General features: G+C 66.3%; 28 protein-coding genes. 21 read left to right on the top strand and 7 right to left on the bottom strand.

Annotated elements, in window-relative coordinates; genetic code table 11:
• The first annotated feature begins 15 nt into the window (after positions 1-15).
• The gene (locus tag VDQ18_RS08300; protein ID WP_323020494.1) at positions 16-1,476 is read left to right on the top strand and encodes an aldehyde dehydrogenase family protein; all 1,461 of its coding nucleotides are present in this window, start codon (positions 16-18) and stop codon (positions 1,474-1,476) included.
• A 61-nt stretch (positions 1,477-1,537) separates the two neighbouring features.
• On the opposite strand, the gene VDQ18_RS08295 is transcribed toward VDQ18_RS08300, so the two are convergent.
• Positions 1,538-2,524 (bottom strand): 3-hydroxyacyl-CoA dehydrogenase family protein, encoded by a 987-nt coding sequence (locus VDQ18_RS08295; RefSeq protein WP_018065877.1) that lies wholly within the window; start codon positions 2,522-2,524, stop codon positions 1,538-1,540.
• A gap of 338 nt (positions 2,525-2,862) precedes the next feature.
• Here VDQ18_RS08295 and VDQ18_RS08290 point away from each other — a divergent pair, with 338 nt between their 5' ends.
• A complete protein-coding gene (locus VDQ18_RS08290) occupies positions 2,863-3,654 on the top strand; it encodes an IclR family transcriptional regulator (RefSeq protein ID WP_323020493.1) in 792 nt (263 codons plus the stop codon).
• Positions 3,655-3,754: 100 nt separating this feature from the next.
• On the opposite strand, the gene VDQ18_RS08285 is transcribed toward VDQ18_RS08290, so the two are convergent.
• Entirely contained in the window at positions 3,755-5,032 is a 1,278-nt protein-coding gene (locus VDQ18_RS08285; RefSeq protein WP_018065875.1) for a Rieske 2Fe-2S domain-containing protein, read from the bottom strand.
• A gap of 112 nt (positions 5,033-5,144) precedes the next feature.
• Here VDQ18_RS08285 and VDQ18_RS08280 point away from each other — a divergent pair, with 112 nt between their 5' ends.
• The 7 genes from VDQ18_RS08280 (at position 5,145) to VDQ18_RS08250 (ending at position 12,162) form a co-directional block, all read left to right on the top strand.
• Entirely contained in the window at positions 5,145-6,086 is a 942-nt protein-coding gene (locus VDQ18_RS08280; protein WP_323020492.1) for a PDR/VanB family oxidoreductase, read from the top strand.
• A gap of 10 nt (positions 6,087-6,096) precedes the next feature.
• The gene (locus VDQ18_RS08275; RefSeq protein WP_018065873.1) at positions 6,097-7,260 is read left to right on the top strand and encodes a Gfo/Idh/MocA family oxidoreductase; all 1,164 of its coding nucleotides are present in this window, start codon (positions 6,097-6,099) and stop codon (positions 7,258-7,260) included.
• An 11-nt stretch (positions 7,261-7,271) separates the two neighbouring features.
• Positions 7,272-8,264 carry an ABC transporter substrate-binding protein gene (locus VDQ18_RS08270; protein WP_018065872.1) on the top strand — a complete coding sequence of 331 codons (993 nt, stop codon included), beginning with the start codon at positions 7,272-7,274 and terminating at the stop codon, positions 8,262-8,264.
• A 13-nt stretch (positions 8,265-8,277) separates the two neighbouring features.
• A complete protein-coding gene (locus VDQ18_RS08265) occupies positions 8,278-8,721 on the top strand; it encodes a hypothetical protein (protein ID WP_018065871.1) in 444 nt (147 codons plus the stop codon).
• Between the two features lie 22 nt (positions 8,722-8,743).
• Positions 8,744-9,673 carry a DMT family transporter gene (locus VDQ18_RS08260; RefSeq protein WP_018065870.1) on the top strand — a complete coding sequence of 310 codons (930 nt, stop codon included), beginning with the start codon at positions 8,744-8,746 and terminating at the stop codon, positions 9,671-9,673.
• 35 nt (positions 9,674-9,708) lie between these two features.
• Positions 9,709-11,469, top strand: coding sequence for a thiamine pyrophosphate-binding protein (locus tag VDQ18_RS08255; protein ID WP_018065869.1), 1,761 nt, complete (start codon positions 9,709-9,711; stop codon positions 11,467-11,469).
• A 171-nt stretch (positions 11,470-11,640) separates the two neighbouring features.
• Complete coding sequence (locus tag VDQ18_RS08250; RefSeq protein ID WP_018065868.1) at positions 11,641-12,162, top strand: MarR family winged helix-turn-helix transcriptional regulator; 522 nt, start codon at positions 11,641-11,643, stop codon at positions 12,160-12,162.
• A 36-nt stretch (positions 12,163-12,198) separates the two neighbouring features.
• Here VDQ18_RS08250 and VDQ18_RS08245 read toward each other — a convergent pair whose 3' ends face one another.
• The 5 genes from VDQ18_RS08245 to VDQ18_RS08225 form a co-directional block, all read right to left on the bottom strand.
• Positions 12,199-12,822, bottom strand: coding sequence for an isochorismatase family protein (locus VDQ18_RS08245; protein ID WP_018065867.1), 624 nt, complete (start codon positions 12,820-12,822; stop codon positions 12,199-12,201).
• A gap of 10 nt (positions 12,823-12,832) precedes the next feature.
• Positions 12,833-13,660: an IclR family transcriptional regulator gene (locus tag VDQ18_RS08240; RefSeq protein ID WP_111772988.1), complete on the bottom strand. Its 828-nt coding sequence runs from the start codon at positions 13,658-13,660 to the stop codon at positions 12,833-12,835.
• A 444-nt stretch (positions 13,661-14,104) separates the two neighbouring features.
• On the bottom strand, positions 14,105-15,448 hold the full coding sequence (locus VDQ18_RS08235; protein ID WP_323020491.1) for a TRAP transporter large permease: 1,344 nt from the start codon (positions 15,446-15,448) through the stop codon (positions 14,105-14,107).
• Entirely contained in the window at positions 15,445-15,954 is a 510-nt protein-coding gene (locus tag VDQ18_RS08230; RefSeq protein WP_026173653.1) for a TRAP transporter small permease, read from the bottom strand. Before VDQ18_RS08230 ends, VDQ18_RS08235 begins: the two co-directional genes overlap by 4 nt.
• A 327-nt stretch (positions 15,955-16,281) precedes the next feature.
• Positions 16,282-16,497 carry a hypothetical protein gene (locus tag VDQ18_RS08225; protein WP_416235094.1) on the bottom strand — a complete coding sequence of 72 codons (216 nt, stop codon included), beginning with the start codon at positions 16,495-16,497 and terminating at the stop codon, positions 16,282-16,284.
• Positions 16,498-16,753: 256 nt separating this feature from the next.
• On the opposite strand from VDQ18_RS08225, the gene VDQ18_RS08220 reads away from it, so the two are divergent.
• The 12 genes from VDQ18_RS08220 to VDQ18_RS08165 all read left to right on the top strand — a co-directional run.
• On the top strand, positions 16,754-17,113 hold the full coding sequence (locus tag VDQ18_RS08220) for a hypothetical protein (protein WP_323020490.1): 360 nt from the start codon (positions 16,754-16,756) through the stop codon (positions 17,111-17,113).
• A gap of 52 nt (positions 17,114-17,165) precedes the next feature.
• The gene (locus VDQ18_RS08215; protein ID WP_416235093.1) at positions 17,166-17,819 is read left to right on the top strand and encodes a lytic transglycosylase domain-containing protein; all 654 of its coding nucleotides are present in this window, start codon (positions 17,166-17,168) and stop codon (positions 17,817-17,819) included.
• Between the two features lie 32 nt (positions 17,820-17,851).
• Complete coding sequence (locus tag VDQ18_RS08210) at positions 17,852-18,130, top strand: TrbC/VirB2 family protein (protein ID WP_394352146.1); 279 nt, start codon at positions 17,852-17,854, stop codon at positions 18,128-18,130.
• A gap of 25 nt (positions 18,131-18,155) precedes the next feature.
• Positions 18,156-18,434, top strand: a complete 279-nt coding sequence (locus VDQ18_RS08205) for a type IV secretion system protein VirB3 (RefSeq protein ID WP_018065947.1) — start codon at positions 18,156-18,158, stop codon at positions 18,432-18,434.
• Entirely contained in the window at positions 18,424-20,808 is a 2,385-nt protein-coding gene (locus VDQ18_RS08200) for a type IV secretion system protein B4 (RefSeq protein ID WP_323020489.1), read from the top strand. Before VDQ18_RS08205 ends, VDQ18_RS08200 begins: the two co-directional genes overlap by 11 nt.
• The gene (locus VDQ18_RS08195) at positions 20,805-21,017 is read left to right on the top strand and encodes a hypothetical protein (protein ID WP_323020488.1); all 213 of its coding nucleotides are present in this window, start codon (positions 20,805-20,807) and stop codon (positions 21,015-21,017) included. Before VDQ18_RS08200 ends, VDQ18_RS08195 begins: the two co-directional genes overlap by 4 nt.
• Before the next feature lie 4 nt (positions 21,018-21,021).
• Entirely contained in the window at positions 21,022-22,215 is a 1,194-nt protein-coding gene (locus VDQ18_RS08190) for a lytic transglycosylase domain-containing protein (protein ID WP_323020487.1), read from the top strand.
• Positions 22,212-23,009, top strand: a complete 798-nt coding sequence (locus VDQ18_RS08185; RefSeq protein ID WP_323020486.1) for a type IV secretion system protein — start codon at positions 22,212-22,214, stop codon at positions 23,007-23,009. Before VDQ18_RS08190 ends, VDQ18_RS08185 begins: the two co-directional genes overlap by 4 nt.
• A gap of 14 nt (positions 23,010-23,023) precedes the next feature.
• Positions 23,024-23,683, top strand: a complete 660-nt coding sequence (locus tag VDQ18_RS08180) for a type IV secretion system protein (RefSeq protein ID WP_323020485.1) — start codon at positions 23,024-23,026, stop codon at positions 23,681-23,683.
• The gene (locus VDQ18_RS08175) at positions 23,680-24,375 is read left to right on the top strand and encodes a TrbG/VirB9 family P-type conjugative transfer protein (protein WP_323020484.1); all 696 of its coding nucleotides are present in this window, start codon (positions 23,680-23,682) and stop codon (positions 24,373-24,375) included. The genes VDQ18_RS08180 and VDQ18_RS08175 overlap by 4 nt, the downstream gene beginning before the upstream one ends.
• Positions 24,372-25,700: a TrbI/VirB10 family protein gene (locus VDQ18_RS08170; RefSeq protein ID WP_323020483.1), complete on the top strand. Its 1,329-nt coding sequence runs from the start codon at positions 24,372-24,374 to the stop codon at positions 25,698-25,700. Before VDQ18_RS08175 ends, VDQ18_RS08170 begins: the two co-directional genes overlap by 4 nt.
• A gap of 1 nt (position 25,701) precedes the next feature.
• Positions 25,702-26,647, top strand: a 946-nt coding sequence (locus VDQ18_RS08165) for an ATPase, T2SS/T4P/T4SS family (protein ID WP_323020482.1), incomplete at its 3' end; no start/stop codon positions are given.

Genomic DNA, 26,647 nt, shown 5'->3' with positions numbered 1-26,647 from the left:
GACTAGGAGGGCTCCATGCTCGAACCGACCCTGCCCGCGAACCTCGGGCTCTACTACGGCAATGCATGGCACGCGGCACAATCCGGCCGCACCGATCCCACCTTCGATCCGGCCACCGGCAAGGTGCTGGCGCAGGTCGCCACGGCGGGCGAAGCGGACGTGGACGCGGCCGTGGCCAGCGCCCGCGCGGGCTTCCGCGAATGGCGCGACGTGGCGCCCCTGGAGCGCGCGCGCGTGCTGAAGGAGATCGCCGCCATCATCCGCAAGCATGGCGACGAGCTGGCGCTGCTGGATTCCGCCAATTGCGGCAACCCCTATACCGAAATGCGCGGCGACGCGGGTGTCGCCGCGGCGCAGATGGAATTCTTTGCCGGCCTCGTCACCGAGATGAAGGGCGACACCATCCCGATGGGCCCCGAGCGCATCAACATGACCCTGCGCGAGCCGTTGGGCGTGGTGGCGCGGATCCTGGCGTTCAACCACCCGCTGATGTTCTGCGGCGGCAAGATGGGCGCACCGCTGGCTGCGGGCAACGCGGTCATCATCAAGCCTCCGGTGCAGGCGCCGCTCTCGGCGCTGAGGCTGGCCGAGCTGATCGACGGCCTGCTGCCCAAGGGTGTCTTTACCGTGCTCCCCGGCGGGACGGAGGCGGGCGCGGCGCTGGCCTCGCAAAAGGGTGTCGACAAGGTCACGTTGATCGGCTCGGTGGGGGCCGGGCGCGCGGTGATGCGCGCGGCCAGCGACACGCTGAAGCCGGTGCTGCTGGAGCTGGGCGGCAAGAACGCCCTGATCGCCTATCCGGACAGCGACCCCGACAAGGTGGCCAACGCCATCGTCGCGGGCATGAACTTCAGCTGGTGCGGGCAGAGCTGCGGCTCGACCAGCCGCGCCTTCCTGCATGACGACCTGCACGACGCGGTCGTCGAGCGGCTGGCGGCGGATGTGTCGCGCTTCAAGCCGGGCATGCCGACCGACCCCGCGACGACAATGGGCGCGCTGGTCGGGCGCGAGCATTTCGATCGGGTGATGGGCTACATCGCCTCGGGCAAGGCAGAGGGCGCGCGCGTCGTCACCGGCGGCAACGCGGTGACCGAGGGCGCGATGGCGGACGGCTGCTTCGTCGAACCGACGATCTTCGCCGATGTCACACCGGACATGCGCGTCGCCAGGGAGGAGATTTTCGGCCCGGTGCTGGTGCTGCGCCGCTGGTCGGACGAGGGGGCAATGATGGACGAGGTGAATGGCCTAGACGTGGGCCTGACCTGCTCGATCTGGTCGAAGGACCTGGCCACGGCGCATCGCGCGGCGGCCCGCGCGGAGGCCGGCTTCGTCTGGATCAACGAGGTCGGGCGGCACTTCCTGGGTGCGCCCTTCGGCGGCTACAAGCAGTCGGGCCTCGGGCGCGAGGAGGGGATCGGCGAGCTGATCTCGTTCACGCAGGAGAAGAACATCCACATCAACCTGGGCGGCCAGTAAGCCTTTATCCGGACTGTGGCAAAAGGAAAGGGGGCGGATCATCCGCCCCCTTTTTCGTGTCTCAGCGGGGCGCCAGCCGGCCCACCGGGTCGCGCTCCCGCAGCCACTCCAGGAGGTCTGTCAGCTGGCGGTCGCGCTCCAAGACGATCTCGGCATAGGGCGCGTCGTACTCGTACCAGCCGCGTCCGGTGATCGCGCCCATGTGCCCGGCCTCGACCAGGTCGCGCAGCGCCTTGCGGCCCTTGTAGTTCTCGTCCCCGGTCTGGTGGTACAGCGAATCCGTGACGGCCAGCGCCGTCGCCTTCGACACGATCAGATCCTCGGTCAGCAGCGGCCCCCACAGCGCGAGGCGCGGCCCGATGCTCAGCCGCACGGCCGCGTCGATATCGTCGCGGCTGGCGATGCCTTCGTCCATCAGGCGATAGATCTCGGTCAGCATGGCGAACTGGATCTTGTTGATCAGGAAGCCCGGCCGCTCCCCGCAGGCGACGCCCACGTGATCGATGGATTCGACGAAGGCCCGGCCCCATTCCACCAGCGACGCCGGGGTGAAATCGGCGTGGATCACCTCGATCGAGCGGATGATGTGCCCGGGCGTGATATAGTGCAGGCCCAGGATCCGTTGCTTGCCGTTCACCTTGGCGCCGATGTCCGACAGCAACAGCGACGAGGTGTTGGTGGCCAGCACCACCTCGGGCGGGCAGAACGCGTCCAATTCGGCGAACAGCGCCTGCTTGGTCTCGAGCTTCTCCTGCACCGCCTCGTGCACCATGAATGCGCCCTTCACGGCCTCGGCCAGCGAGGGCTCGGTGCGCACACGCGCCAGCATCGCGTCGACGGCGGCCGGGTCGTCTGCGAAGGTCGCGGCGATCGGGCGCGCGCGCTCGGCAAAGCTGGCCAGCAACTCGGTATTCATGTCGCACAGCGCGACATCATGGCCGTGGTGGGCATAGAGCGTGGCGATCACGCAGCCCATGAAGCCCGCGCCGACGACGCAGATCGTGCCGGACGACGGCGGGCGGGGGATGGAGGGGGCGGTGTCGGGCATGGAACCTCGTCTGGTGTCAGGGGCGGTCGGGGCGTGCCGGCCGCCTGCCGAAAGGGATGAACGGGGAGGGCCGTGCCGCTGCGCCATCGCGCGCGCATCCCGCCGTCTCCCTTGCCGACAGCCTTGCGAAATCGGGCCTCCGGTCAACGCCAACCGCCCCGCACGGCGGATATTTCGAGGATGTGAATTCTGCCCGTAGTCCCGTGCGCCGGCTGCGGGACATCCGCCGGGGCCGCGTCGCGAACCCTTTCCGCAGCGCGCCGATTCGCCTAGATTGGGACAGGACGGAGCTGGCCGGTACGGGTCGCCGAGTCGTGTGAATCGGAAGGGCAGGAGAGATGACCGCAGACAAGGTGAAATCCGCCGCGCGGGTGTTCGAGATCCTCGAGTTCTTCGCCAGTCACCGACAGCCTGCCCGGCTGCACGAACTGGGCGCCGCGCTCGGCTATCCGGTTTCCAGCCTGACCGCGCTTTTGCGTACAATGCTGGACATGGGTTACATGACGCTCGATCCCGCGACCCATGGCTATCTCCCCGGGCCCCGGCTGCAGACGTTGACGGGCTGGATGCAGGTCGACGATTATGAGCAGACCGTGCTGTTCGATGCCCTGTGCCGTCTGCGCGAGGCTGCGGGCGAGCCGGTGGTGCTGGCCGCGCCCGCCGACCTGCATGTCGATTACGTCACCTCGCTGCACCGGCAGGAGGGGCGCAACACCCATATCCGCGCGGGCGACCGGCGGCTGATGGTGCAGAACGGCACCGGCTGGCTGATGCTGGCGCGCGCGCCGCGGCCGGTGGCGCTGCAGATCTACCGCCGCACCGTGGCCGAGGGGCTGATCTCGCCGCGCGACTACCCCCAGGCGGCCTTCGAGGCGGTGCTCGACGCCAATCGTGATACCGACGTGTCGATCCTGCACGCGCGCGACCTGCTGGACATTCCGACGCACCGCACGGTGCATTGGGATGCGTCTATGATGTCGACGCTGATCCCGGTGCCGCCGGGGCACGCACGCCCGCTGGGCATCGGGATTCATGGGCCGACGGAGCGCATATCACGCCGCGCGGATGAACTCTCCGAGCTGCTGCGCCGGACGTCGGCGGAGCTGGCGGCGCGCCTCGAAACCGTCTGAAGAGGCGCGCGCAACTCTGAACAAGACCATGAAAAAAGGCCCGCACGATTGCTCGTGCGGGCCTTCCCTGCGTGCGCCTTGGGAGGAAAGCGCCAGCGCGTCACTCGGCCGCTTCGGCCGGGTCATGGGCGACCAGCGTGCGCCAGTCGACATCCTTGGGATAGACCCCCTCGTGCGAGGCGATGCGCGACTGCAGCGCGAAGCTCGCGGTGCCGATCGCCGGGCCGCCCTCGGCCACCTTCTGCGCGGCGTCGGTCATCAGTCGGCGGAACTCGACGATGGCGAGGTCCGAGGCGCCCAGCACGTCGGTATGGCGCTGCACGCGGCTGCCCATCGACACCCACATGATGATGTCCTCGTTCGGGATGCCCGGAACGCCGGTGAAGTGGCCTTCCTTCATCAGCTCGCGGTCCTGCTTGAAGTCGTTGTCCAGCGTCCGAAGCGTGCGCCACTTCTCATCCAGGTCCTTGCCCGGAACAGCGTGGTTGAAGGCGCGCCATTCCTCGGTCGAGGGCACTTTCGGGCCGCCGAAGGCGAGGAAGTGGAACGCAGTCTCGTCGTCGTTGATCGGCACGATGACGCTGGCGACCTTGTAGGCGTTGTTGGGCGGGATCAGCGAGTAGTATGGCGCCACGAACTCGGTGATGCGCAGGTAATGATGCGTTGCTGCGTTCTTGATCGGCTTGCGGATCGCTGCGTAGTGGAAGCCGTAGCTGGTGGTCTCGGTCTGCATGCGCGGCGATTTGTCGGTCGACGGGCGGTACCACGATTTGTCATCGGCTGCGGCACTTTCCACGCGGGCCGGTTTCATCGTTGATGAATGCAGCGACGAGGAATGCGCGCTGTCGATCTGTCCTTCGTGGATCTGCGCCCAGTTGGCGGGGACACGGATCTTCAGGATGGCGACCGGGGTGTCTTCGGTTGGGGCGAAGGCGGGGGGCTGGAACTCCGGCATGTCGGTCTTGTCGCCGAGCCACGCCCAGACGAAACCGCCCCATTCGCGCACCGGGTAGGAACGGGCCTTGACCTTGTCCATCAGCGGGCTGCCCTCGGGCTCGGACGACATGGCGACGACGTTGCCGTCCACATCCATCTTCCATCCGTGGTACAGGCAGCGCAGGCCGCAATCCTCGTTGCGACCGTAGACCAGCGAGGCTTTGCGGTGCGGGCAGAGCTCGTCGAGCATGCCGAGACGGCCCTTGGTATCACGGAACGCGACGTAGGATTCGCCAAGCACTTCGACGCGCAGCGGCTTGCCGTCGTTCTCCGCCACTTCTTCCATCAGGCAGACCGGCGTCCAGTGCTGACGCATCAGTTTCGCCATCGGCGCGTCACCCGTCACGCGGGTCAGGACTTCGTTCTCTTCGGGGGTCAGCATCTCGTACTCCTCCTGCGGCCCGGGCCCGTGAAGGCCAATCTCGAATGCTTGACAACATATACTTAGCTATCTAAATGAGCAAGGGCAGATACACGTTTTTTGGGAGGGGCGAATGGAGCTCATCAGGATGCGCGTCGGTGCAAGACGCGCGCTGACCCCGCAGATCACCGAATTCACGCTGGTTCCGATGGAAGAGGGCGCGCTGCCCGGATTCACGCCCGGCGCGCATGTCACGGTCGAGACGCCCTCGGGGGCAATGCGGCGCTATTCGCTGGTCAACGACGGCACCGCGCCGGACCATTACAAGATCGCCGTGAAGCGCGAGCCGGCCAGCCGGGGCGGCTCGGCCTCGATGCATGACGAGGCGGTCGAGGGGTTCGAGCTGAACGTCGAGGCGCCGGAAAACGACTTCCCCATGGCCGACGCGCCGCGCTACCTGCTTATCGCGGGCGGCATCGGGGTCACGCCGATCTCGGCCATGGCCGCGCATCTTGAGCGCGAAGGCAAGGATTTCAACATCATCTACCTCAGCCGCAGCGCGGAAGAGGCGGCCTACCTGGAAGACCTGACCACCGCTTACGGCGACCGTGTCCTGGCCCATCACGACGAGGGCGACCCCGAGAAGATCTACGATTTCTGGGACCATTTTGCCGAGCCGCAGAAGCTGAATGTCTATTGCTGCGGGCCAAAGCCCCTGATGGACGAGATCGAGGCGATCTCGGGCCATTGGCCGGAAGGCCGCGTCAACTTCGAGGATTTCAAGCCCGTCGACGTTGTGCGCGCCGATGACGAGGCCTTCGAGGTCGAGCTGAAGAAGACCGGCATCACGCTGACCGTGCCCGCCGACCGTTCGATCCTCGAGGCTATGCGCGATGCCGGGTTCCCGACCGTCAGCTCGTGCGAGAGCGGCACCTGCGGCACCTGCAAGACGCGACTCCTGGAGGGCGAGGCCGATCACCGCGACATGGTGCTGATGGACGAGGAAAAGGTCGACAAGATCATGATCTGCGTCTCGCGCGCCTGTTCGGGCGGGAGGCTGGTCCTTGACCTCTGAGCCCGCGCAAATGCCCGTCAGGCTAGGCGTCGTCGGGCTGGGTCGCGGCTTCATGCTGATGATCCCGACCTTCACCGCCGATCCGCGCGTGAAACTGGTCGCCGCCGCCGCCCCCCGCGCCGAAAGCCGCGCGGCGTTCGAGGCCGAGTTCGGCGGTCGGACCTATGACGACATCGTGCCGCTTTGCGCCGATCCTGAGGTGGAGGCGGTCTATATCGCCACGCCGCACCAGATGCACGCCGACCACGTCTGCACCGCGCTGGCCGCCGGCAAGCATGTGCTGGTCGACAAGCCGATCGCCATCTCGATGGCGGATGCCGACCGCATGGTCGCGGCCGCCGAGGCCTCGAGCAAGCATCTGATCGTAGGCCCCAGCCACAGCTTCGACCCGCCAGTCGAGGCCGCGGCGCGCCTGATCGAGAGCGGTGAGGTGGGATCCCTGCGGATGATCCAGGCGTTCAACTACACCGATTTCCTCTACCGCCCCCGGCGCCCCGAGGAACTGCGCACCGAAGAGGGCGGCGGCATCCTGTTCAGCCAGGCGATCCACCAGATCGACGTGGTGCGCCGGCTGGCCGGTGGCCTTGCCACCCGAGTCACCGCGATGACCGGCGCCTGGGATCCCGCGCGCCCGACGGAAGGCGCGTTCAGCGCGCTCATCGCCTTTGCCAATGGATCCTTCGCCAGCCTGACCTATTCCGGCTACGCGCATTTCGACAGCGACGTCTGGATGGATAATGTGGGCGAGCTGGGCCAGCGCAAGGACCCCGCCGCCTATGGCAAGGCGCGTCGCGCCTTGCAGGGGCTCGACGCCGAGGCCGAAGCCGCGCTCAAGCAGACCCGCACCTACGGCAGCGGGGCCGGGCTTATCGAGGCGGAAAACAACGAGCATTTCGGCCCGGTGATCGCGCTGTGCGACCGCGCCGACCTGCGGCTGACGCCTGCCGGGCTGGATGTCTTCGGCGACATCGAGCGCCGCTTCGTCGAGGTGCCCTTCGGCCCCGCCCCGCGCGGACCTGTCATCGACGCGCTGGTCGGCGCCGTGCGCGAGGATCGCGCGCCCGCCCAGACCGGCGCCTGGGGCCGCGCGAGCCTCGAAATCTGTCACGCGATCCTGGAATCGGCGGCCTCGGGCCAGCCGGTGGATCTGCAGCGCCAATGCGGCATCACGTAAAGGAGGAACACGTGTCCGATCTGAAACTCTCCCTCGCCATGGGGAATTACGACCGCACGCGGGCCATCGTCGACGGCCGGGTCAAGATCGACGGCGTCGATCCCGTGCCGATGCTGCTGTCGCCCGAAGAGATGTTCTTCCGCGCCTTCCGGCACGAGGCCTTCGACATCTCGGAGCTGTCGCTGTCGTCCTATTCGATCTCGGTCGCGCGCGGGAACCCGCATTACGTCGCGATCCCGGTGTTCCTGAGCCGCGCGTTCCGTCATACCTCGGTCTATATCCGCACCGACCGCGGCATCGACCGGCCCGAGGATCTGAAGGGCAAGCGCATCGGCATCGCCGAGTACCAGCTGTCGGCCAACGTCTGGGTGCGCGGCATCCTGGAAGAGCATTTCGGCGTGAAACCCTCGGACGTGACCTGGGTGCGCGGCGGCATGGACACGCCGGGCCGCCCGGAAAAGATCGCGCTGACGCTGCCCGACGACATCACCATCGAGCAGGCGCCCGAGGGTGCCACGCTGAACGGCATGCTGGCGGCGGGCGAGATCGACGGCTTCATCGGCCCGCGCTGGCCGCGCTGCTTTGCCGAGGGCCATCCCCATGTCGGCCGCCTGTTCCGCGACAGCATCGGCGCGGCCGAGGAGTATTTCCGCCAGACCCGCATCTTCCCGGTGATGCACGTTCTGGGCGTGCGCCGGACCTTGGTCGAGGAATACCCCTTTCTGCCCGCAGCGCTGCTCAAGGCGTTCTCGGAGTCGAAGAAGCTGGCCGAAGAGGCCTTGAACGACACCTCGGCCACCAAGGTGACGATGCCCTTCGTCGAGGACACGCTGAACCGTGCCCGCGCGCTGATGGGCCCCGATCCCTGGAGCTATGGCGTCGGCGCCAATGCGCATGTGCTCGACAAATTCCTCGACTACCATTTCGCGCAGGGCCTCTCGCCGCGCCGGGTGCAGGTCGACGAGCTGTTCCACCCCTCGACCCTCGAAGCCTACAGCCTGTGAGCAAGGAGGCCCCATGAGCCGTTACCAACCCGGCGATATCGTCGAGATCCGGCTGGAGCAGGGCCTCGCCTATGCCCAGCTGACCCATGAGCACGAAAGCTACCCGCCCGTCGTGCGCCTGTTCCGGGGGCTGAGCGACAGCCGCCCCTCCGATCTGGAGGCGCATGTCGCGCAGGCTCCGCGCCTGACGGCGATGATCCCGCTGGAACAGGCGCTGGACCGGCTGGGGCTGGCGCATGAAAAGGCGGGCAGCGCCGCGCTGCCCGAGGACGAGCGCAAGTTCCCCACCTTCCGCATGCCGATCCGCGACAAGCAGGGCGAGATTGTCTATTGGTGGTTCTGGGACGGGCAAGGGCTGAGCTATTCGGTCGAGCTGGACGCGATCCAGGACAGCCTGCCGCTGCGCGAGGTGATGTCCTCAGCCAGGTTGCTGCAGGAATTGCAGGCCCCGGCCTGAGCACGAAACACGACAGGTCCCCATGATCCCCTTTATCGGCGAGATCTTCGCCATCCTCGCCGCCTTTTGCTATGCCTTCGGCTCGGTCGCCGCGACCAAGAACGCGCGCGAAAAGGGCGGGCGGGGCAATGCCGTGCTGCTGTCGATCGTGTTGACGGCGCTGTTCTCGGGCGGGTTGTGGCTGATCATGGGGCCGTCGCTGCCGCCGATTGACACAGGCTTCTGGATCGGCGTGGCGATCTTCGTCGTCGCCGGCATGCTGGCCACGGTGCTGGGGCGGATCTTCTTCTTCCGCTCCATCGAGCTGGCCGGCGCCATCGAGACCGGGCTCATCCGCCGGCTGATCCCGGTGTTCGCCGCCGTGCTGGCGATCCTGTTCCTGGGCGAGAGCCTGACCATCGCCAGCGCGCTGGCCTTCGTGCTGGTCTTCGCCGCCGTGGCGCTGGTGGTGTTGTCGAACAGGGGCCAGATCGTCGCCGATGACGAGGACGCCCGGCGAGCGGCCGGCGAGCGCAACACCGGCCGTGTCCTGGCGCTGATGTCGGCGGCGAGCTATGGCGGATCCTACGTGGCGCGCAAGTTCGCCATGCGCTGGCTGCCCGATCCGCTGATCGGCGCCTTCATTGGCGCGGTAGCCGCCTTCGTGTGGTTCGCCGTCGCAGCCCTGTTCAGCGCCGCCTATCGCCGCCACCTGAGCGAACTGTTCCGCCGCCCGACCGGCTGGCAGCTGGTGGCGGCCGCCTTCGTATCGCTGGGCCAGACCGCGCAATTCGTGGCGCTCAGTTTCACTACCGTCACCGCCGTGGCGATCATCGGCACGATCGAGATGTTCCTCGCGGCCTGGCTGGCCGCCTGGGTCCTGCGCACCGAGGATCGCCCCGGCCCGATCTTCGCGCTGGCTTCGCTGATGGCGATGGCAGGCGTGATCGTGCTGGCGCTGGTGCGCACCTGAAATAACACAAGAATTCCGAAACGGGAGAGAGACAGATGACCAGGGAAACCGACCGCCCCACACCCTGCGAGGTGAAGACGCTCTACGGCAGCGACGCCATCGCCGAGATGCTGCGCCGGCTCGACACGCCCTACGTCGCGCTCAACCCCGGCTCGAGCTTCCGGGGCCTTCATGACAGCATGGTCAACTACCTCGGCAACCAGGATCCGCACATGCTGCTGTGCCTGCATGAGGAACACGCGGTTTCCATCGCCCATGGCTGGGCCAAGATCACCGGCAAGCCGATGACCGTGGTGCTGCACGCGAATGTGGGCCTGATGCACGCCGCGATGGCCATCTACAACGCCTGGTGCGACCGCGTGCCGATGCTGATCCTCGGCGCGACCGGCCCGGTCGACGCGGCCAAGCGTCGGCCCTGGATCGACTGGCTGCATACCTCGCGCGATCAGGCGGCGGTGGTGCGGCCCTATGTGAAATGGGATGATCAACCGGCGTCGCTGGCCGCCTCGCTGTCGTCGCTGATGCGGGCGATGCAGATTACCACCTCGGCCCCGATGGCGCCCACCTATGTCTGCTTCGACGTGACGGTGCAGGAAACCGCCATCGAAGCCATGCCCGCGCTGCCCGATCCCGCGCGTTTCGCAGCCCCTCAGGCCCCGGGTGCGAGTGCCGCGCAGGTCTCGGCCCTGGCCGACATGCTGGCCGAGGCGCAATCGCCGGTGATCCTGATGGGCCGCGTCTCGCGCGATGAAGGGGACTGGGCGCGGCGCGTGGCGCTGGCCGAGTATTTCGGCGCCCGCGTCATCACCGACATCAAGACCGGCGCCGCCTTCCCGACGCGCCACAAACTGCACGCGGGCGCGCCCGGGTTCTTCCTGTCGGCTGAATCGGTCGAGGCGCTGTCGGGCGCGGATCTGGTGCTGTGCCTCGATTGGGTGGACCCGGCCGGCACGCTGGCGCAGGGCAAGCTGGGCGCCGGGGCCAAGGTGGTCAACGCCACGCTCGAGCCGATGCTGACGAACGGCTGGTCGATGGATCATCAGGACGTGGTGGCGAGCGATCTCACCATCCTGACCGAGGCCGATGCGCTGGTCGCGGCGCTGTGCGAACGGCTGGGGCTGGAACCCGCCGCACCCGCGCCCCGCACGGCACCCGCGCCGCACGGGCAGGAGCCCGATGCCGTGCTGTCGCTCGACGCGCTCTCGCATGTGCTGCGCGCGGGGCTGGCCGAGGATCCGCACACGCTGGTGCGTCTGCCCCTGGGTTGGGACGGTCGCCATTGCGATTTCACCGGGCCGCTCGATTATCTGGGCTATGACGGCGGCGCAGGCATCAGCTCGGGCCCCGGCATGGTCGTGGGCGCGGCGCTGGCACTGAAGGACACGGGCCGCATGCCGGTCGCGGTTTTGGGCGACGGCGATTTCATCATGGGCGCGACCGCGCTGTGGACCGGGACGCATCAGAGCGTGCCGATGCTGATCGTGGTGGCCAACAACCGCTCGTTCTTCAACGACGAGATCCACCAGGAACGCGTCGCCCGCGACCGCGACCGCCCGGTCGAGAACAAGCATATCGGCCAGGCGATCGACGAGCCGGATATCGACATCGCCGGCCTCGCGCGGGCGCAGGGCGCGGTGGGCATCGGCCCGGTCGCGACGGTGGCCGCCTTCGAGGCCGCGCTGGCCGATGCCGTGGCGCAGGTGCGCGCGGGCAAGTCGGTGGTGATCGACGCCCGCATCCTGCGCGGCTACGTCAAGGAGATGGCCGAAGGCATGACCGCGGAACAGGACGGCTGAACAGAATGGCTATGCGGGGCGTCGTGGATGGGCAACGGGTGACACGAAACGGTTGAAAAGACATCTAACCCTTGCGTCCTGCACGGGAAATCAGCACAAATGGAAGCGACCCGTCGCCGGCATCGCGCTGGCGACGGGGCTTTCGTTTCTGGCCGATTGAGACCGTTCCACATGGATGAAACCGCGCCCTCGGGGCATGAAGACTTCGATCCCAAGCTGACCGAAGAGCGCCTCGCGCGTCTCGTTCGTCTCGCCGCCAGGGCTTTCAACCGTTCGCTGCAGATGCGCCTTCAGGACGAGGGGATCACCTTCGGCCAATGGATCTTCCTGCGCATCCTTTGGTACAATGACGGGTTGTCGCAGCGCGAGCTGAGCCAGCGCGCGCATCTGACCGAACCCACCGCGCATGCCGCGCTGACCAAGCTGGAGAAGCAGGGCGTGATCACGCGGCAGAAGATGGACGGCAACAAGCGGACTTTGCGGATATTCCTGACGCCCAAGGGCTGGGAATTGCGCGACCGGCTGGAGCCGATGGCGCATGACGTCAACCTGATCTCGCTGAAGGGGCTGGAGGAGGACGAGGTGCGCGTGCTGCGCAAGGGTCTCCTGGCGATCATCACGAATCTCGAGGCCGATGAGAACGCCGCCGCCGAGCAGGGGATCAAGGTGCCCGCGACCCGGTCGAGCTTCTGACCGGGTCGCAGGCGGGTTGGTGGGGCAGGGCGCCGTTCAGGCGCCCGCCATCTCGCGCATCAGCGCCGCGTCGAGCGAGACCACGTCGGCATATTTCGCCTGCAGGTCCAGCAGGCTCTGCTCATGTGCGGGCTGGCTGCGGTCGCCCACCGCCTCGCGCACGACGATCGGACGGAAGCCGTTCTGCAGCGAGTCCACCGCCGTCGCGCGCACGCAGCCCGAGGTCGTGCACCCGGTGATCACGAGCGTGTCGACACCCTCGGCCACCAGCCGGCTCGACAGGTCGGTGCCGAAGAAGGACGAGGCGTATTTCTTCACCAGCGTGCGTTCTCCGGCCGCGAGGCTCAGCCTCGGGTCCAGCTCGGCCCCATCGCCGCTGGCGGCCAGAGTCTTCAGCCCGCCCTGTTTCAGTGGCCAGATCCCGGCGTCAGACAGATCCGGCTCGTCGTAGCGCACGGTGGTGAAGAACACCGGCTCGCGGCGGGCCGCGAAATCGGCGATCAGTGCGTTGATCGCCACGATCTGCGACGACAGGTCCGCGCCCAGCGGCAGGTCGGGATTGGTGAAACCCTTGATGACATCGATCACCACCAGCGCCGAGCGGCGGCCGAAACCGATGGTCTGCCCGAATCCACGGGCCTTGAAGGCTTGTTCGTCCATGAAGTTTCTCTCAGTTTGGATCCCGGAAGCCCAGGGATCGGGATATGGAATGGGCATAGAGGCGGTTGAGCCGCCCGGTATCCTCGCGCCGGCCGTCGCGGCTGCCGTCACGGTCGTAGATCGTGCTGAGCACGCCCACCGGCGCACCGGTCTCGTCGCGGAAGGCGCATGCTGTGCCCTCGATATTCTCCAGCCCGCTGCCGAGGTTCTCGGCGTAACCCAGGTCGCGGGCGGCGGTGACGTGCTCGGCCAGACCCTCGTAGGTCAGGCCGCTGTCTTCCAGGTGGCGGCTGATCTCATCGCGGCGCGAGGTCAGCTCGACCTCGGGCTTGGCGGCGATATAGGCGATCTGGAAGGCCACGAAATCGGACCAGCCGTTGATGATTCGCCAGATCGGCACGCGGGTGCCCGTGGGCCAAAGCCTGCGCATGGGATGGGCGATCGGCGTACCGATCCGATCATAGAGAATCAGTTCCTGGCTTTCCTCGGCTGCCAAAGTGATGTGCACGAGGCAGTTCGCCTTGAGCGCGAGCCCGTCCGCGTCGTTCAGCGCAACTTGCCCCGCGCGCGAGTGCAGCCAGACCTCGTAGCCCATCTCCCAGTAGCGCAGCGAAGGGCTGTAGCGGGACTTGGCGTTCTTGTGAACGAATCCATACGCCGCAAGGGTTTGCAACAGGCGGTGCACGTTGCTCTTGGTCATGCCGAGAGCCGCCGACAGGTCGCTGATGCCCGCCGGCGCCTCGCAGGTTGCCAGGTGCCGCAACAGGATCAGCCCCTTCGAGAAGGACTTGTCAAGACCTGCCTTATTGTAGGGCAGATCGGGGCTTTCGTCGGTCATGCTGCACGCCTCACTCGACGGAAAGAAATGTGAAAGACTATTCTCTAATTCCGGTACGCATTTTCTACAATATAGAACACTGGAGGCCAATACGATCCGCCATACCGGAAAGCCCCTTCTCACCACCGCGCTTTCTTCCGCGCTGTTCGCAGGTGGCTTCACCGGCCCCGCGCTGGCGCAGGAGCTGAGCCAAGGGCATCTCAACATCATCGGGCTCAGCCAGCTTCATGCCGCTCTATGCCGAGCGGGATATGCCGTTCTGGACCCAGACCCTGGCCGAGGTGTTCTCTGTGACCTCGAACTGAACGGGGCGTTGGGTCTTGCTCTGGATGACGGAGACGCGCACGCAACCGCCGTTGACACCGTGAACCTTGATCGCCTCATTGTCCGTCTCCTGGTTGGGGCGGACTCTACCTCAAACTGGAGGAAGAAGTGGGGCTCAGGTCAGAAGGAGCGATGCTTACGTAGACAGCATTTAAAACCCCACTGCATCATCCTATCCGGAAGATATGTGGCCAACGCCGGGAACAGGATCAGGATCCCCACCAGCAGGATCATCGCCACCCAGAACGGCAACACGCCGAGGAAGATTTCAGCCAGCGGCACCCGGGGCGCGATGGATCGGACGATGAACACATTGACCCCGACCGGTGGCGAGATCATCGCCATTTCCAGCACGATGACGATGATGACGCCGTACCAGATCGGATCGAAGCCCAGCCCGATGACGATGGGGTAGAGGATCGGCATGGTCAGCACGATCATCGACAGCCCCTCAAGGAAGCAGCCCAGCACCAGATAGCACAGCAGGATCAGCACCAGCGTGGTGATCGGCCCGGCGGTGACCCCGGCCAGCCATTCGCCCACCACATGCGGCACGCCGGTGAGCGAGATGAACGGGTTCAGGATATAGGCCGAGATCAGGATCAGCATCACCGTCGCCGTGGTCCGGCCGCTGCCGAGGATCGCCCGCCAGAGCCCCGCCAGCGTCAGGCGGCGCAGCGCGAAGCCCAGCACGATGGCCAGTCCCGCGCCGACGGCCGAGGATTCGATGGGCGAGAAGATACCGGTGTAAATCCCGCCGATGGAGACGAGGATGATCGCCAGGATCGGCAGGGCGCCGAGGGTCGCGCGGGCCTTCTCGGTCCAGTTGGTGCGCGGGCCGCGGGGCCCCCAGCTGGGGAAGATCGTGCACAGAAGCGTCACGGTGCCGACGAACAGCAGCGCCAGCAGGATCCCGGGCACCACCCCCGCCAGGAACAGGCGGCCGATGCTCTGCTGGGTCAGGATCGCGTAGAGCACGAAGCCGGTCGAGGGCGGGATCAGAATCCCCAGCGTGCCGCCCGCGGCGACCACGCCGGTCGACAGGCGCGGGGAATAGCCGAAGCGGTCCATCTCGCCGATCGACACCTTGCCCATGGTCAGCGCCGAGGCGATCGACGAGCCGGACAGCGCCGCAAACCCGGCGCAGCCGACGATGGTGGCCGAGGCAAGCCCGCCCCTTAGCCGCCCGATCCAGGCGTAGGCCGCGTCGTAGAGAGAACTGCTCATCCCGGCCTGTGTCGCAACATTGCCCATCAGGATGAACAGCGGCACCACGATCAGCTCATAGGAGGTGGCGACGGTGAAGCTCTCGGTGGCCAGCATGCTCAGCGCCGGGTTCAACCCGTTCAGCGCCGCGGTTCCGGCCAGACCCACGGCCAGCATGGCAAAGGCGATGGGGACGCGGATCGCCATCAGCACGAAGAGGGCGAGGATCCCCAGCCCCCCGATCATTGCGGGTGTCACGTTGCGGGCTCCTGCTGCGCGGCGGGGGATTGGGCCCGACCCAACGCGATTTCGATCAGGTGCAGCACCATCGACAGCGCGACGATGCCCGAGGCCAGGGTGATGGCGATCTGGAACGGCGCCTTGGGGATGCGCAGCACATTGGTGCCGAGGTTCAGCATCCGCGAAATCTGCGCCGCCTCCCAGCATTTCCAGCCGATCAGCACGAAAAGCGCGGCCCCCAGCGCCGTGGCGATCAGGTCGAAGACGCGGTTCAGGGCGGGCGGGAACAGGGTTTCCAGCAGATCCAGCCGCACATTGCCCGCGGTGCGTTCGCACAGCGGCACACAGCCGAAGACGATGACCACGAAGCACATCTGCACGATGTCGGGCGAGCCGGACAGCGGATGCCCGAAGGCCCGGGCGATCACGTCATATAGCACGACGCCGAGGCCTGCGGCCAATCCCAGGCCGCCGACCCAGGCCGAGAGGGTGACCAGAAGGTCGACCCCCTGACGCGCCACCACCAGATGTCAGCATCCACCTGCGCGATCACATCACGTACGCGCTGGAAGTCCGCCTCACTTCGCGGTCGGCATCCACGATCGGTATCAGCGACCAGATGCTCGATGTTCCAGCTTGCGATCCGTAGCGTCTCTGCATGTGCAAGTAGCGGAGCGATCAGAAGCGTGATGAGCAAAAGAAATCGCATGAACTTTCCCGTTGAGGCCTGAGAGGCAACAGATTTCCTAGCCTCGATCCGCAACGGGCATCCGGGTAGCGCAAGACGGGCAAACTGCAGACATGTTACCGGAAAAACCGCGCCCGGGCCAGACTTTACCGGATTTCAGACGCTATTCGAGAGCGTGCTGGAACTGTCCGTACTGCTCGACCACCTCACGCGCCTCGACAAAGGCGCGCGCGCGTTCCTCGTCAAGGCAGCGGAAATAAGTCTGGACCTCGGCGATGTAGGTCTCGAAGTCCGCGCGCAGCAGATCGGCGTAGCGGCGCATGTCCTCGCGTGATTGCGGCAGGAAGGGGCGTTCGGGTGCGAGACAGGGTGCAGCCACAGCGGCTTGCGCTGGTGTCGCCACGATCATCAGCGCAAGAATAGCGTTGCGTGCACATGACATGTGCAGGGCAAAACTCCTTTTGCGCCTTTAATGTTGCAATCTCGTCCTGTAGCACCGTTATCAGAGCAAGGCGATTTTCGTCAAGTCGTTATTATTGTCTTGCTATCGTTCATGTTGTCTCGTATCGACCGCGGTGTTGCGACCCCGCGGGCCGATGCTGCACCCCAGGCAGGAAAGGACCCAAGGGAAGGCCATGATAGAAGAAGCCCCGAATGTGGTTACAGAAGACGGACTGCGAAGCCTGCTTGCAGATGGCTACCTCCTCGAGGTGGTTTGCAAGGAAGCTGGCGAGAAACGGCACAACAGCTGGTACGGCACATGGGTTGCGCGCGCCGTCGCGGAAGACGGTCGGGCCGACAAGATGCTTGTCACTAGCCGCAGTTACCTCAAGGTGCGCGAGTTCAAGACCATCGTCGGTCTTGTCAGCTTCCTCGCCGAAATGGGCTGCACAACCGCCAGCATTCCCCTTGAAGAAGGCGGACGCGAGCGTCACGCCGCCCCCGGCCGCGTGGCACAGCTGCGGACTGGCCCGGTTCTGGTCAAGGACGACTGACCGCGCGTTCGCGCTCGTCGTTGCATTGGGTACAGGTGTTTGTTCCGCACCCTTGGCCCTAGCAGACGGTTTCATCTTCCAGGTCAGCCCCGACGGACAGCTGATCGATATCGCGAACGGCACGCAGTCGCTGCGGGCGTTCGACAGTTCGGACGCCGCTCCCGACGGGACGCAGACGGACCGCCTCTTTCTTTTCGCAAGACCACAGACCGCTGACACCCAAGCGCCCTTGGCGCAGCTTGCGGCACTTGCCCCGACACCACGCGCGATCCGCGCCTCCCCCGAAATCCTCCACGCCATCGAGACCACGGCGCTGCGCTATGGCAGCCATGACGCCCTGCGTCAGGCAGGTCTGTCGGTCACCGACTGGACGCTGTTCTACCGCGCCAATATCGAGGTTGAGAGTGCTTATGACCCGCGCGCGCTGAGCCCGGTCGGGGCCATCGGGCTTGGCCAGCTCATGCCCGGAACCGCGCGCGATCTTGGCGTCGATCCTCATGACATTGCGCAGAACCTCGACGGCTCGGCCCGGTACCTTCTGATGATGCTGGAGCGCTTCGGCGATCCTGCGCTGGCGTTGGCCGCCTACAATGCCGGACCCGAGGCGGTCACCCGCCATGGCGGCATTCCCCCTTTCCGCGAAACCCAGGGCCATGTGGCCCGTGTGACTGCCGTGTTCCAACGGCTCAGAGGAGATCTCTCGTGACATCCAGACTTTCCCCCGTTGCCGCCCGCGCGGTGACTTGCACGCTCATGGGCGCGATGGCCCTCATCGTGCTCGCAGATCCCGCACTGGCGCAGAGTATCGATCTCTCGCCGGTCCAGACCTTGCTGCAGGGCATCGTGAACGCCATCACCGGCCCCTTGGGCATCGTGATCGGCACGTTGGCGCTGATCGGTGTGTTCCTCTCCTGGCTCTTCGGCATCCTCGATTTCCGCCAGGCGCTCTGGGTCGTGGTCGCGATCGCGGGCATCGCTGCAGCCCCCACCATCGTCGCCGCCATCTGGACAACCTGAGCCAGAGCTTCCGGAGGTCTCGGACATGTCCGACCAGTCCCGCGTGTTCATCGGCCTTCTCAGGCCGCCCAAGCTGATGGGCTTGCCGATCATGTATGCCATGGTCTGGCTCTTCGGCTCGACGCTCCTGTTCCTCTGGGTCCAGAGCTGGGTGGTGGCCGTCTTCGCGGGGCTGGCCTGGCCGGCGCTTTGGAAAGCCGCGGACTGGGATCCGAACTTCCTCGACGTCCTGGTCATCACCTTGCAGGAAACCCCGCCCACGACGAACCGCAAGCTTCACGGAGGTGACAGCTATGCCCCGTGATGGAATTGCCGATGAGGTGGCGGAGGGTCTCGATCCGCTCACCGCGCTGCCGGCATGGGTCAAGGGCGAGAAGCGGCTCTCGTCCATGCTGCCTTACGTCAGCCTCGTGACCGACCGAACGATCCGGACGCGCGGCAACGAGCTGATGCAGTGCATCCGGCTCGAAGGGGTGAACAGCATCACGAGCGAGGATGGGCATCTCGACCGGATCGGCGGGCTCCTGGCAGGCATCGTCGCGCAGGTGGGGACCGAGTTCTCCTTCTACCTGCACAAGGTGTCAAAGGCGGTCGACGTGACCCTGCCGCCCATCCCGGGCGAAGGGTTCGCCGCCGCCATCGACCAGCGCTGGCGCGCGCATCTGGGTCAAGCGGGCCTGCGTGACAAGACACTGACCCTGACGGTCCTGAAGCGCCCAGAGACCGGCAGCCGCTTGCCGTTCGGTCTGGGGGCATCCCGCGCCCGGCATGCGGCGGATACGACCCGGCGCTTGCGCAAGCTCGACGAGGTCGTGGGGTTTCTGCTGTCGTCTTTCGATGAGCTGAAGCCCCGCCTGCTTGCTGCCAGCACCGGCGAGCTTCTGGGCTTCCTCGGTTCACTCAACACGGGCGAGGAACACCCGCTCTTCCCGCGCTCGCGCCTGGGCGTGATCGCCGAAGATGTTGCCAATACCCGCGTCACCTTCCGGGGTACGACCGTCGGGCTGTCCGACGGTGCTGTGGGCGACAAGCTCGGCGCGATCTTTGCGGTGAAAAACTACCCCGCGAAGACCGACAGCCTGATGCTCGACGAGCTGAACCTGCCCGTCGACATGGTGGTCACCCACTCCTTCGTGCCGATCAACGCCAATATCATGGCAGGCCGCATCAAGCGGCAGCTGCGCCTCATGCAGGCGGCCAATGACGGGGCCGTCAGCCTCGCGCAGGAGTTGGAACTCGCCCAGGACGATCTGGAATCCAAGCGCCTGATCTTCGGGGAACACCACATGACAGTGGCTGTCTATGCGCGCAGCAAAGCGGCGCTCGACGACATCGCGGCCGAGATCCGCAACATCTCGGCCACCTCCGGCATCAACCTGATCTCGGAAGCCTTCGGCGCGCGGGCGCATTTCATGGCGCAGCATCCCGGCAATACCGGGGCGCGCAGCCGCAAGGCCGCGATCACGAACCACAATTTCGCCGATCTCGCCACTTTCCACCGCACCCCGCTCGGCAAGACTGGTCAGGAAGTGCCCTGGGGCGTGCCGATCACGCTTTTTCCGACGCCGGAGCGCAGCGGGTTCCGCTTCAACTTCCACGAACAGGGCGCGCCGGATCGCGAGCCCACGGGTGGCCACACCCTGATCCTCGGCCGCCCCGGGTCCGGAAAATCTGTGCTGGCGGCGTTCCTTATGACCATGGCAAAGCGGGCAGGCGCGCGGCTTTTCGTCTTCGATTATCGTGCCGGTATGGAAATGGCCGTCCGCGCGCTTGGCGGCAGCTATTCGACGGTGCGGGCCGGACGGCCCACGGGCCTCAATCCCCTGCAGACAGAGATCGACCCGCGCGGACAGGCCTGGCTGGCCGACTGGCTCGCAAGCCTCCTCGAGCGCCGCGATCGGCCCCTGACCCCGGTGCAAACCAACCGCCTGCAGGAGGTCGTGCGCCAGAACGCCAGCGCCGGGAATGCGGGGCTCAGGAACTGGTCGGACTTCGCCTCGCTTCTCGTCTCCACCGATGACGAGGGCGATCTTTTCGAGCGGATGCAGGAATGGACCGCTGATGGCCGCTATGGGTGGATCTTCGGGGCCAATGCCGAGGACAGTTTCAGCATCGATGGCGACGTCGCAGGCTTCGATTTGACCGGCATCCTCGACTCCGAGAGCGAGCGGGAACGCATGGCGGTGCTGTCGTACCTTTTTCGCCGGGTCGAGCGGGTGATCGAGGACCGCAAGCCGACGATCATCGTGATCGATGAGGCCTGGAAAGCCCTCGACAACGCCTATTTCGCCGAGCGGCTCTCGAACTGGCTGGTGACCGCCCGCAAGCAAAACGCTGTCGTCGTGATGATGACCCAATATGCCAGTCAGCTCGAGCGCACCCGGACCGGCAAAACCATCGTGGAAGCGGTGCCAACCCAGGTGCTTCTGCCCAACATCCGCGCCTCGGCTGCGGATTACGCGATGCTCGGCCTCAGCGAGAAGGAGCTCGATGTGCTTCTGGGCGTCGGCTCCGCCTCGCGGCTCGCGCTTATGCGCGATGACCGGGGTTCGGTCGTGATCGACGCCGATCTCAGCGCACTCGGCACCCTCGTGACCATCCTTGGCGGCATGGAGAAAGGCGAGGCCCTTGTCGGCCCTGACTACCGTGACCGCCCTGATTTCTGGAGAGTGACATGACCCGTATCCTCACCCGCAGCGCCGTGCTGCTTGGCCTCGGCCTGACCCTGACAGCCTGCGCGCAACACAATCCCGCACAGGCCAATTGCTTCAACTTCCGCGATGCGCCTGCCCGCTCCGCCTCCGCGGTGACGGTCTCGACCAGCGGCGAGATCGCGACCCGGCGCGATACGTCCTGCGATTTCGTGCTGCTGGGGGCGGGCGGCTGATCCGATGACCACCGCCCGCATCCGAAACCTGGCAAGCGCCGCACTCCTGACAGGGGCGACCGTCGGCGCCTGCGGCGTCTGGCTCGGAGCCACGGCCAGCGCTCAGGGCGTGCCGACTTTTGACGCGCGGCTTTTCGCGGGGCGGCAGGCGATCATCGATCAGCGCGAACAGGATCTGGCGCTGCAGCAAGATCGCCTCACCCGCGAGGAGGAACTGGCCGAAATCGAGCGCCAGCAACTCGCGGCGCTGAACGGGATCATGGACGCCATGACCCTGCGCGCCGGTGATGTCGCAGGCACGGTCGCGGGTCTTGAGGCAGGGCAGGGGGAGGCCGAGGGCGTCAGCACGGCCGCGGCCAGCCTCTATGCGCCCGAGGACAACAACCCGGCGGCAGCACGGATGTTCGGCGATGCCCGGGAAGGGGTGGAGGAGCTGATCATCCGCGCCGCACGCCACACCCATAGCCTGCCCGGGGTGAGCCGCGCAGGTCTCACGCTCGTGCAATGGCGTTGCCTGCTGCAGGCGCTGATCTGGCAGGAAAGCCGGTTCCAGGTGGGGGCGCGCTCGCCCGTGGGGGCGTTTGGTCTCACCCAGATCATGCCCGGCACGGCGGGCGATCTCGGGATTTATCCGGCCTATTACGGCGACCCCTGGCTGCAGGTCACGGGCGGCGCGCGCTACCTCGCGCAGATGCTGAACATGTTCGATGGCAACATCATCCACGCGCTCGCGGCCTATAACGCAGGCCCGGGACGGGTGCAGCAATATGGCGGCGTGCCTCCTTTCGCGGAAACCCAACACTACGTCGTGGTGATCCCGCAGCAATACAACCGCTACCTCGCCGCGGTCGGGGGCATCGATGCCTTGGGCACGATTGATCCGGTTCTTCTGGCGAATGCGAGCTTCAGCCTCTCGGCCCATGGCGCAGGCGTCTATGGCGACTATTCGCTGGTCTCGGTCCAGGCCGCCGCCCTGCGGGTTCAGGACATCATCCGCCGCGTCAGTGAGACCGAAGACATCCACGAGGCCATCGCGCTCAACACCTATGCGCGCGCCGAGCTTGCCCGGCTGGTCGCGATCCGCACCCGGATCAAGGCCGCCCAGACCCAGCCGCTGAGCGAGGAGCAACTCGCCATGGCCGCAGCCCAGGCCGCCGAGCGGCAGTTCATGAATTTCACCCTGGAGAGTTTGCGATGATCAGGCGCTTTTCCCGTTCCCTTGCCATCGGTGCGGCAACGCTCGCGCTGGCCACCGCCCTTGCGGGTCCTGTGAGCGCGCAAGGTGTGCCCACGGTCGACACGCAGAACATTGCCCAGGAAATCCGCCAGTTGCAGCAGATGCTGCAGGATTTCGGGATCCAGACTGACCTTCTAGACAACGCGCTCGAGCAGCTCGAGGTCGTCCAGAACCAGCTCGATCAGTTGCAAGAGATGTATGCCTCGCTCACCGGTCCGCGCAGCATCCTCGGCATGGTCATGGGCGACGGCCTCGACGGCCTTCTCGAGGCCAAGTTCCGCGATCTGCCCGGCCTGATCCGGGGCATCCAGACCGGGGATTGGAGCAACCTTCTGGGCATCACTGCGGGCCCCATGCGCACGCAGATGGAGCAGGTGCTCGCACGTGCAGGCTTTGACGAGGACTCGCTGCGCGAGATCGCGACCAGCGGCAATCCCGGCGCGGAAGGTGTCGCCACGCGCGCCACGACCGGCGCCGTCATGTCGGCCGCGGCCCAGAACAGCCATGCCGAGGCCGCCCAATCCCTCGAACGCGTCGAGCGGCTCGTCACGATGATCCCGCAGATGGAGGATCTGAAGGCCGCGATGGACCACAACACCCGCGTCACCGCAGAACTCGCCATCGCCATGACGCGGATGTGGGAGCTTGAAGCGATCCAGACGCTCGGCGCAGGCAATGCCGGGGTGGTCGATGCCGCCACCATCGCCGAGGAACGCCGCTACATGGACTTCACCCTGCCGAGTTTGCGGCCATGAGCGGGGCACCTGACATGACCACTGGCCTGAGCACCCGCGAACTCGTGGAAGAGGAGCTGATCCACGGCGCGCTGCGCCGCGAGCGGCTCTGGCAGATGATCGGGATCGGCGGCGCGGGGTTCGGCGTAATCGGCTGCCTCGCCGCCGCCGCCGTCGCCCTGATGATCGAGACCCCGCCGCCCGTGGTTGTGCCCTATGACCCGGAAACGGGCATGGCGCTCCCGAATGCCACGGTCGCTGCCGTCTCGCTCGCCGAGCGGCCCGCCGTGATCGAGGCGCAGATCTACCGCTACATCCTCGACCGCGAAGCCTATAACCAACTCGACAACGACCTGCGCGTGCGCCGGGTGCTGGCCCAGTCCACCGGAGCGGCTGAAGCCAGCATGCGCGCCATGTGGACCTCGGGTCAGGAGAGCTATCCCCCGACGCGCTATGGCCCTTCGGCCGAGATGGCCGTCGAGATCGCCTCGATCACGCTGATCGGCGACAACCGCGCCCAGGTTCGCTTGCGCAAGCGCCTGACAAGCCCGCAGGGCGCGCAGGCTGGCATGTTCACGGCCACGCTGATGTTTGCCTTCCGCCCCGAACGGACCCGCTCGATCGATGATGTCTGGCAGAACCCCTTCGGCTTCACCGTCACCCAATATGCCATCCGATCGGACCGTTCCGAATGACCCGTGCCCTTTTGCCCGCCGTGCTCATCGCCAGTGCGATTTCAGCCTCCGCAGCCCTCGCCGAAGTGACCCCGCACCCCGGTGCCCATGACAACCGCGTCCGGATCGCAACCTGGACCGAGGGACAGGTCTACCGCGTGGTGACCAGTCTCACCCGCGTGACCACAGTCGAGTTCGGCGAGGGCGAGACCATCCGCTCGATCATCGCCGGCGACACGGTGGGCTTCCAGTTCGACGGCGTTCCCGGCGGGCGGGCATTCGCGATCAAGCCTGCGGCCTCGGGGGTTGCCACCAACATCACGGTCTATACCAACCGCCGATCCTACTATTTCCATGTCGTCGAGGCGCGCGAGACGCCGCATTATGTCGTGCAGTTCCGCTACCCCGAGGCCCGGGTCCAGCCCGCCCGCGCCGTGGCGGCCGATGCCCCGAACGCAAACTATGCCGTCAGCAGCAGCCGGGAGTTCACGCCCACGGCCATCTGGGATGACGGCACCTTCACTTATTTCCGCTTTGCGCGGAACGCTCCCGTCCCTGCGATCTTCCGCTACACCAATGGCGGCGAGCGCGCGGTGAACAGCACCGTCCTCAGCGATGGTGTGATCCGGGTCTCCGGCGTCAACCCCCAATGGGTTCTGCGCTTGGGCGATGACGAAGTCTGCGTGCAGGACATGGGGGCGCCCACGTCATGAGCCAGGACACCGAAGACCTCGCCACCCGCCTTGCAGCCCTGGAAGGTGCGACCGGCAAGCGCCGCGCGCGCGGCAGTGCCAGCGTTCTGACGGCCCTTCTCGGGGTCGGCGGGATCGCCACGCTTGGCGGTGTGATGTGGATCGCGCTGCAGCCCAAGCCCGAGGCCATGCTGGTGACCGCTGCCCCGGACGAGTTCCAGACCCTCGGCTCAGGCTTCGGCGATCTGGCACCGATGCGCCAGCCCGATCCGCCACCCGCCCCGGACCCGGTCGAGACCGGCCCGTCAAGCGCCGAGCTTGCCCTGATGGAGAGCCTCGCAACCCTGCGGGCTGAGCTCGAGGAGCTGCGCGCGCGCCCGACCGAGGTGCCCGATGATCGCACCGAGGCCGCAATCGCGGATCTCACAGCCCAGATCGCGGCGCTCCAATCGGCATCGACCGATGCGCAGCGCGCGCTGGAACGCCAGCTGACCGAACGCGACCGTCAGCTTGACCAGTTGCGCATGGAGCTTGAGGTCGCGCGCCTGACACCGCCCACCCCCGCCCGGATCGGACCTGACGAGGAGGAACTGCGTCTGGCCGAACTTGAGCGCCGTCGCCTGGCCGAGGCCGAAGCGCAGGCCGCCCGCGTGGCCTCGCCGATGATCGCCTGGTCCGGAGCCGGACAGGCCGGTGATCGCGGCGATGCGCAGGAGCAAGCGCGGCTCAGCGCGGACGAGGCCTTCGTGCGCGCAGGCGCACGGCCGGCACCGGTCACAAGGGCCGAGGTGATCGTGAACCCTTCGCACACGGTGGTGCAGGGCACGATGATCCAGGCTGTGACAGAAACAGCCCTCGACAGCACGTTGCCCGGCGCGATCCGGGCCATTGTCTCTGAGGATGTCCATTCCTTCGACGGCAGCCGCATCCTGATCCCGCGCGGGGCACGGCTGATCGGGCGCTACCGCTCTGATGTGGCGCTGGCACAATCGCGCGTCATGGTAGCTTGGGATCGCATCATCCTGCCTGACAACCAGACCGTGGAGATCAGCGCTTTCGGCGGAGACGAGCTCGGCCGCACCGGCACCACCGGCTTTGTCGACACGCGCTTCGCGCAGCGCTTTGGATCGGCCGCGCTGATTTCTCTCATCGGCGCGCTGCCTTCGGTCGCCGCAGGCCAGATCGAGGACACAACAACTGCGGGTGCCGCGCGCGATGTCTCGGGCGATCTGCGCGACGCGACGCAAGGCGTGATGCAGGACTATCTCGCAATCCGGCCTGTGATCCATGTCGATCAGGGCACCCGGATCACCGTCATGGTCGACCGCGATCTGGAGATTTTCTGACATGGCGGCGAGTTATCTTGAAGACTCGCTCGACCGGCTGGGCGCGACAGTGCAGCGCGATGACACGATCGAGGTCTGCATCAACCCCGACGGCCACGTCTGGGGCGAGTTCCAGGGCGATCATTTCATGCGGGGCCTCGGCACGCCGCTGACACAGACCGAGATCAAGGACCTCGGCAACCAGATCGCCTCGGCCGCCTCAACCACGCTCAGCACCAAGAAGCCAATCGTTTCGGTCTCAATCCTCTACCGGGATCGTCCGATCCGGGCGCAGGTGATCCAGCCCCCGGCCGTCGAGGGCGGGTTCTCCATCTCGCTGCGGTTCTTTTCCTCCCTACCGCTCGAGGCGATCAAGCTCGGGTTCCTCTATGGCAAGGAGCGCAGCCTCGAAGGCCTGCGCTTTGAGCGAAACGCCGCCTTGCGCGATGTAGTGGCCTCTGGCGACATTGACGCCGCCCTGCGGTTTTGCGTCGAAAACAAGCTCAACATGATCGTCTCGGGCGGCACATCGACCGGCAAGACCGTCGCGGCGCGCAAGATCCTCTCCTTGATCCCACCCGAAGAGCGGATCATCACCATCGAGGAGGCGGCTGAACTGCGCCCCGAACAGCCCAATGCCGTAACGCTGATCGCCGACCGGGATACCGACGCCCGCAGCGCCGATGTGCTTCTGGCCTCGACGCTGCGCATGCGGCCCGACCGGATCGTGCTGGGCGAGGTCCGGGGACGCGAGGCCATGACCTTCCTCGAGGCGATCAACACCGGCCATGGCGGCTCGCTCACGACCCTGCACGCCGAGACCCCGCAACTCGCGGTCCGCCGCCTCGCCATTGCCGCGCTCAAGACCGATGTGCCGATGACCTATGCGGACATGGTCGATTACATCGAGGGCTCCATCGACGTGATCATCCAAGCTGGGCGCCACGATGGCGCGCGCGGCATCACCG

The organism is Pararhodobacter sp., assembly GCF_034676075.1.
Taxonomy (GTDB): domain Bacteria; phylum Pseudomonadota; class Alphaproteobacteria; order Rhodobacterales; family Rhodobacteraceae; genus Pararhodobacter.
This window is presented reverse-complemented; position numbering and strand designations above follow the sequence as displayed.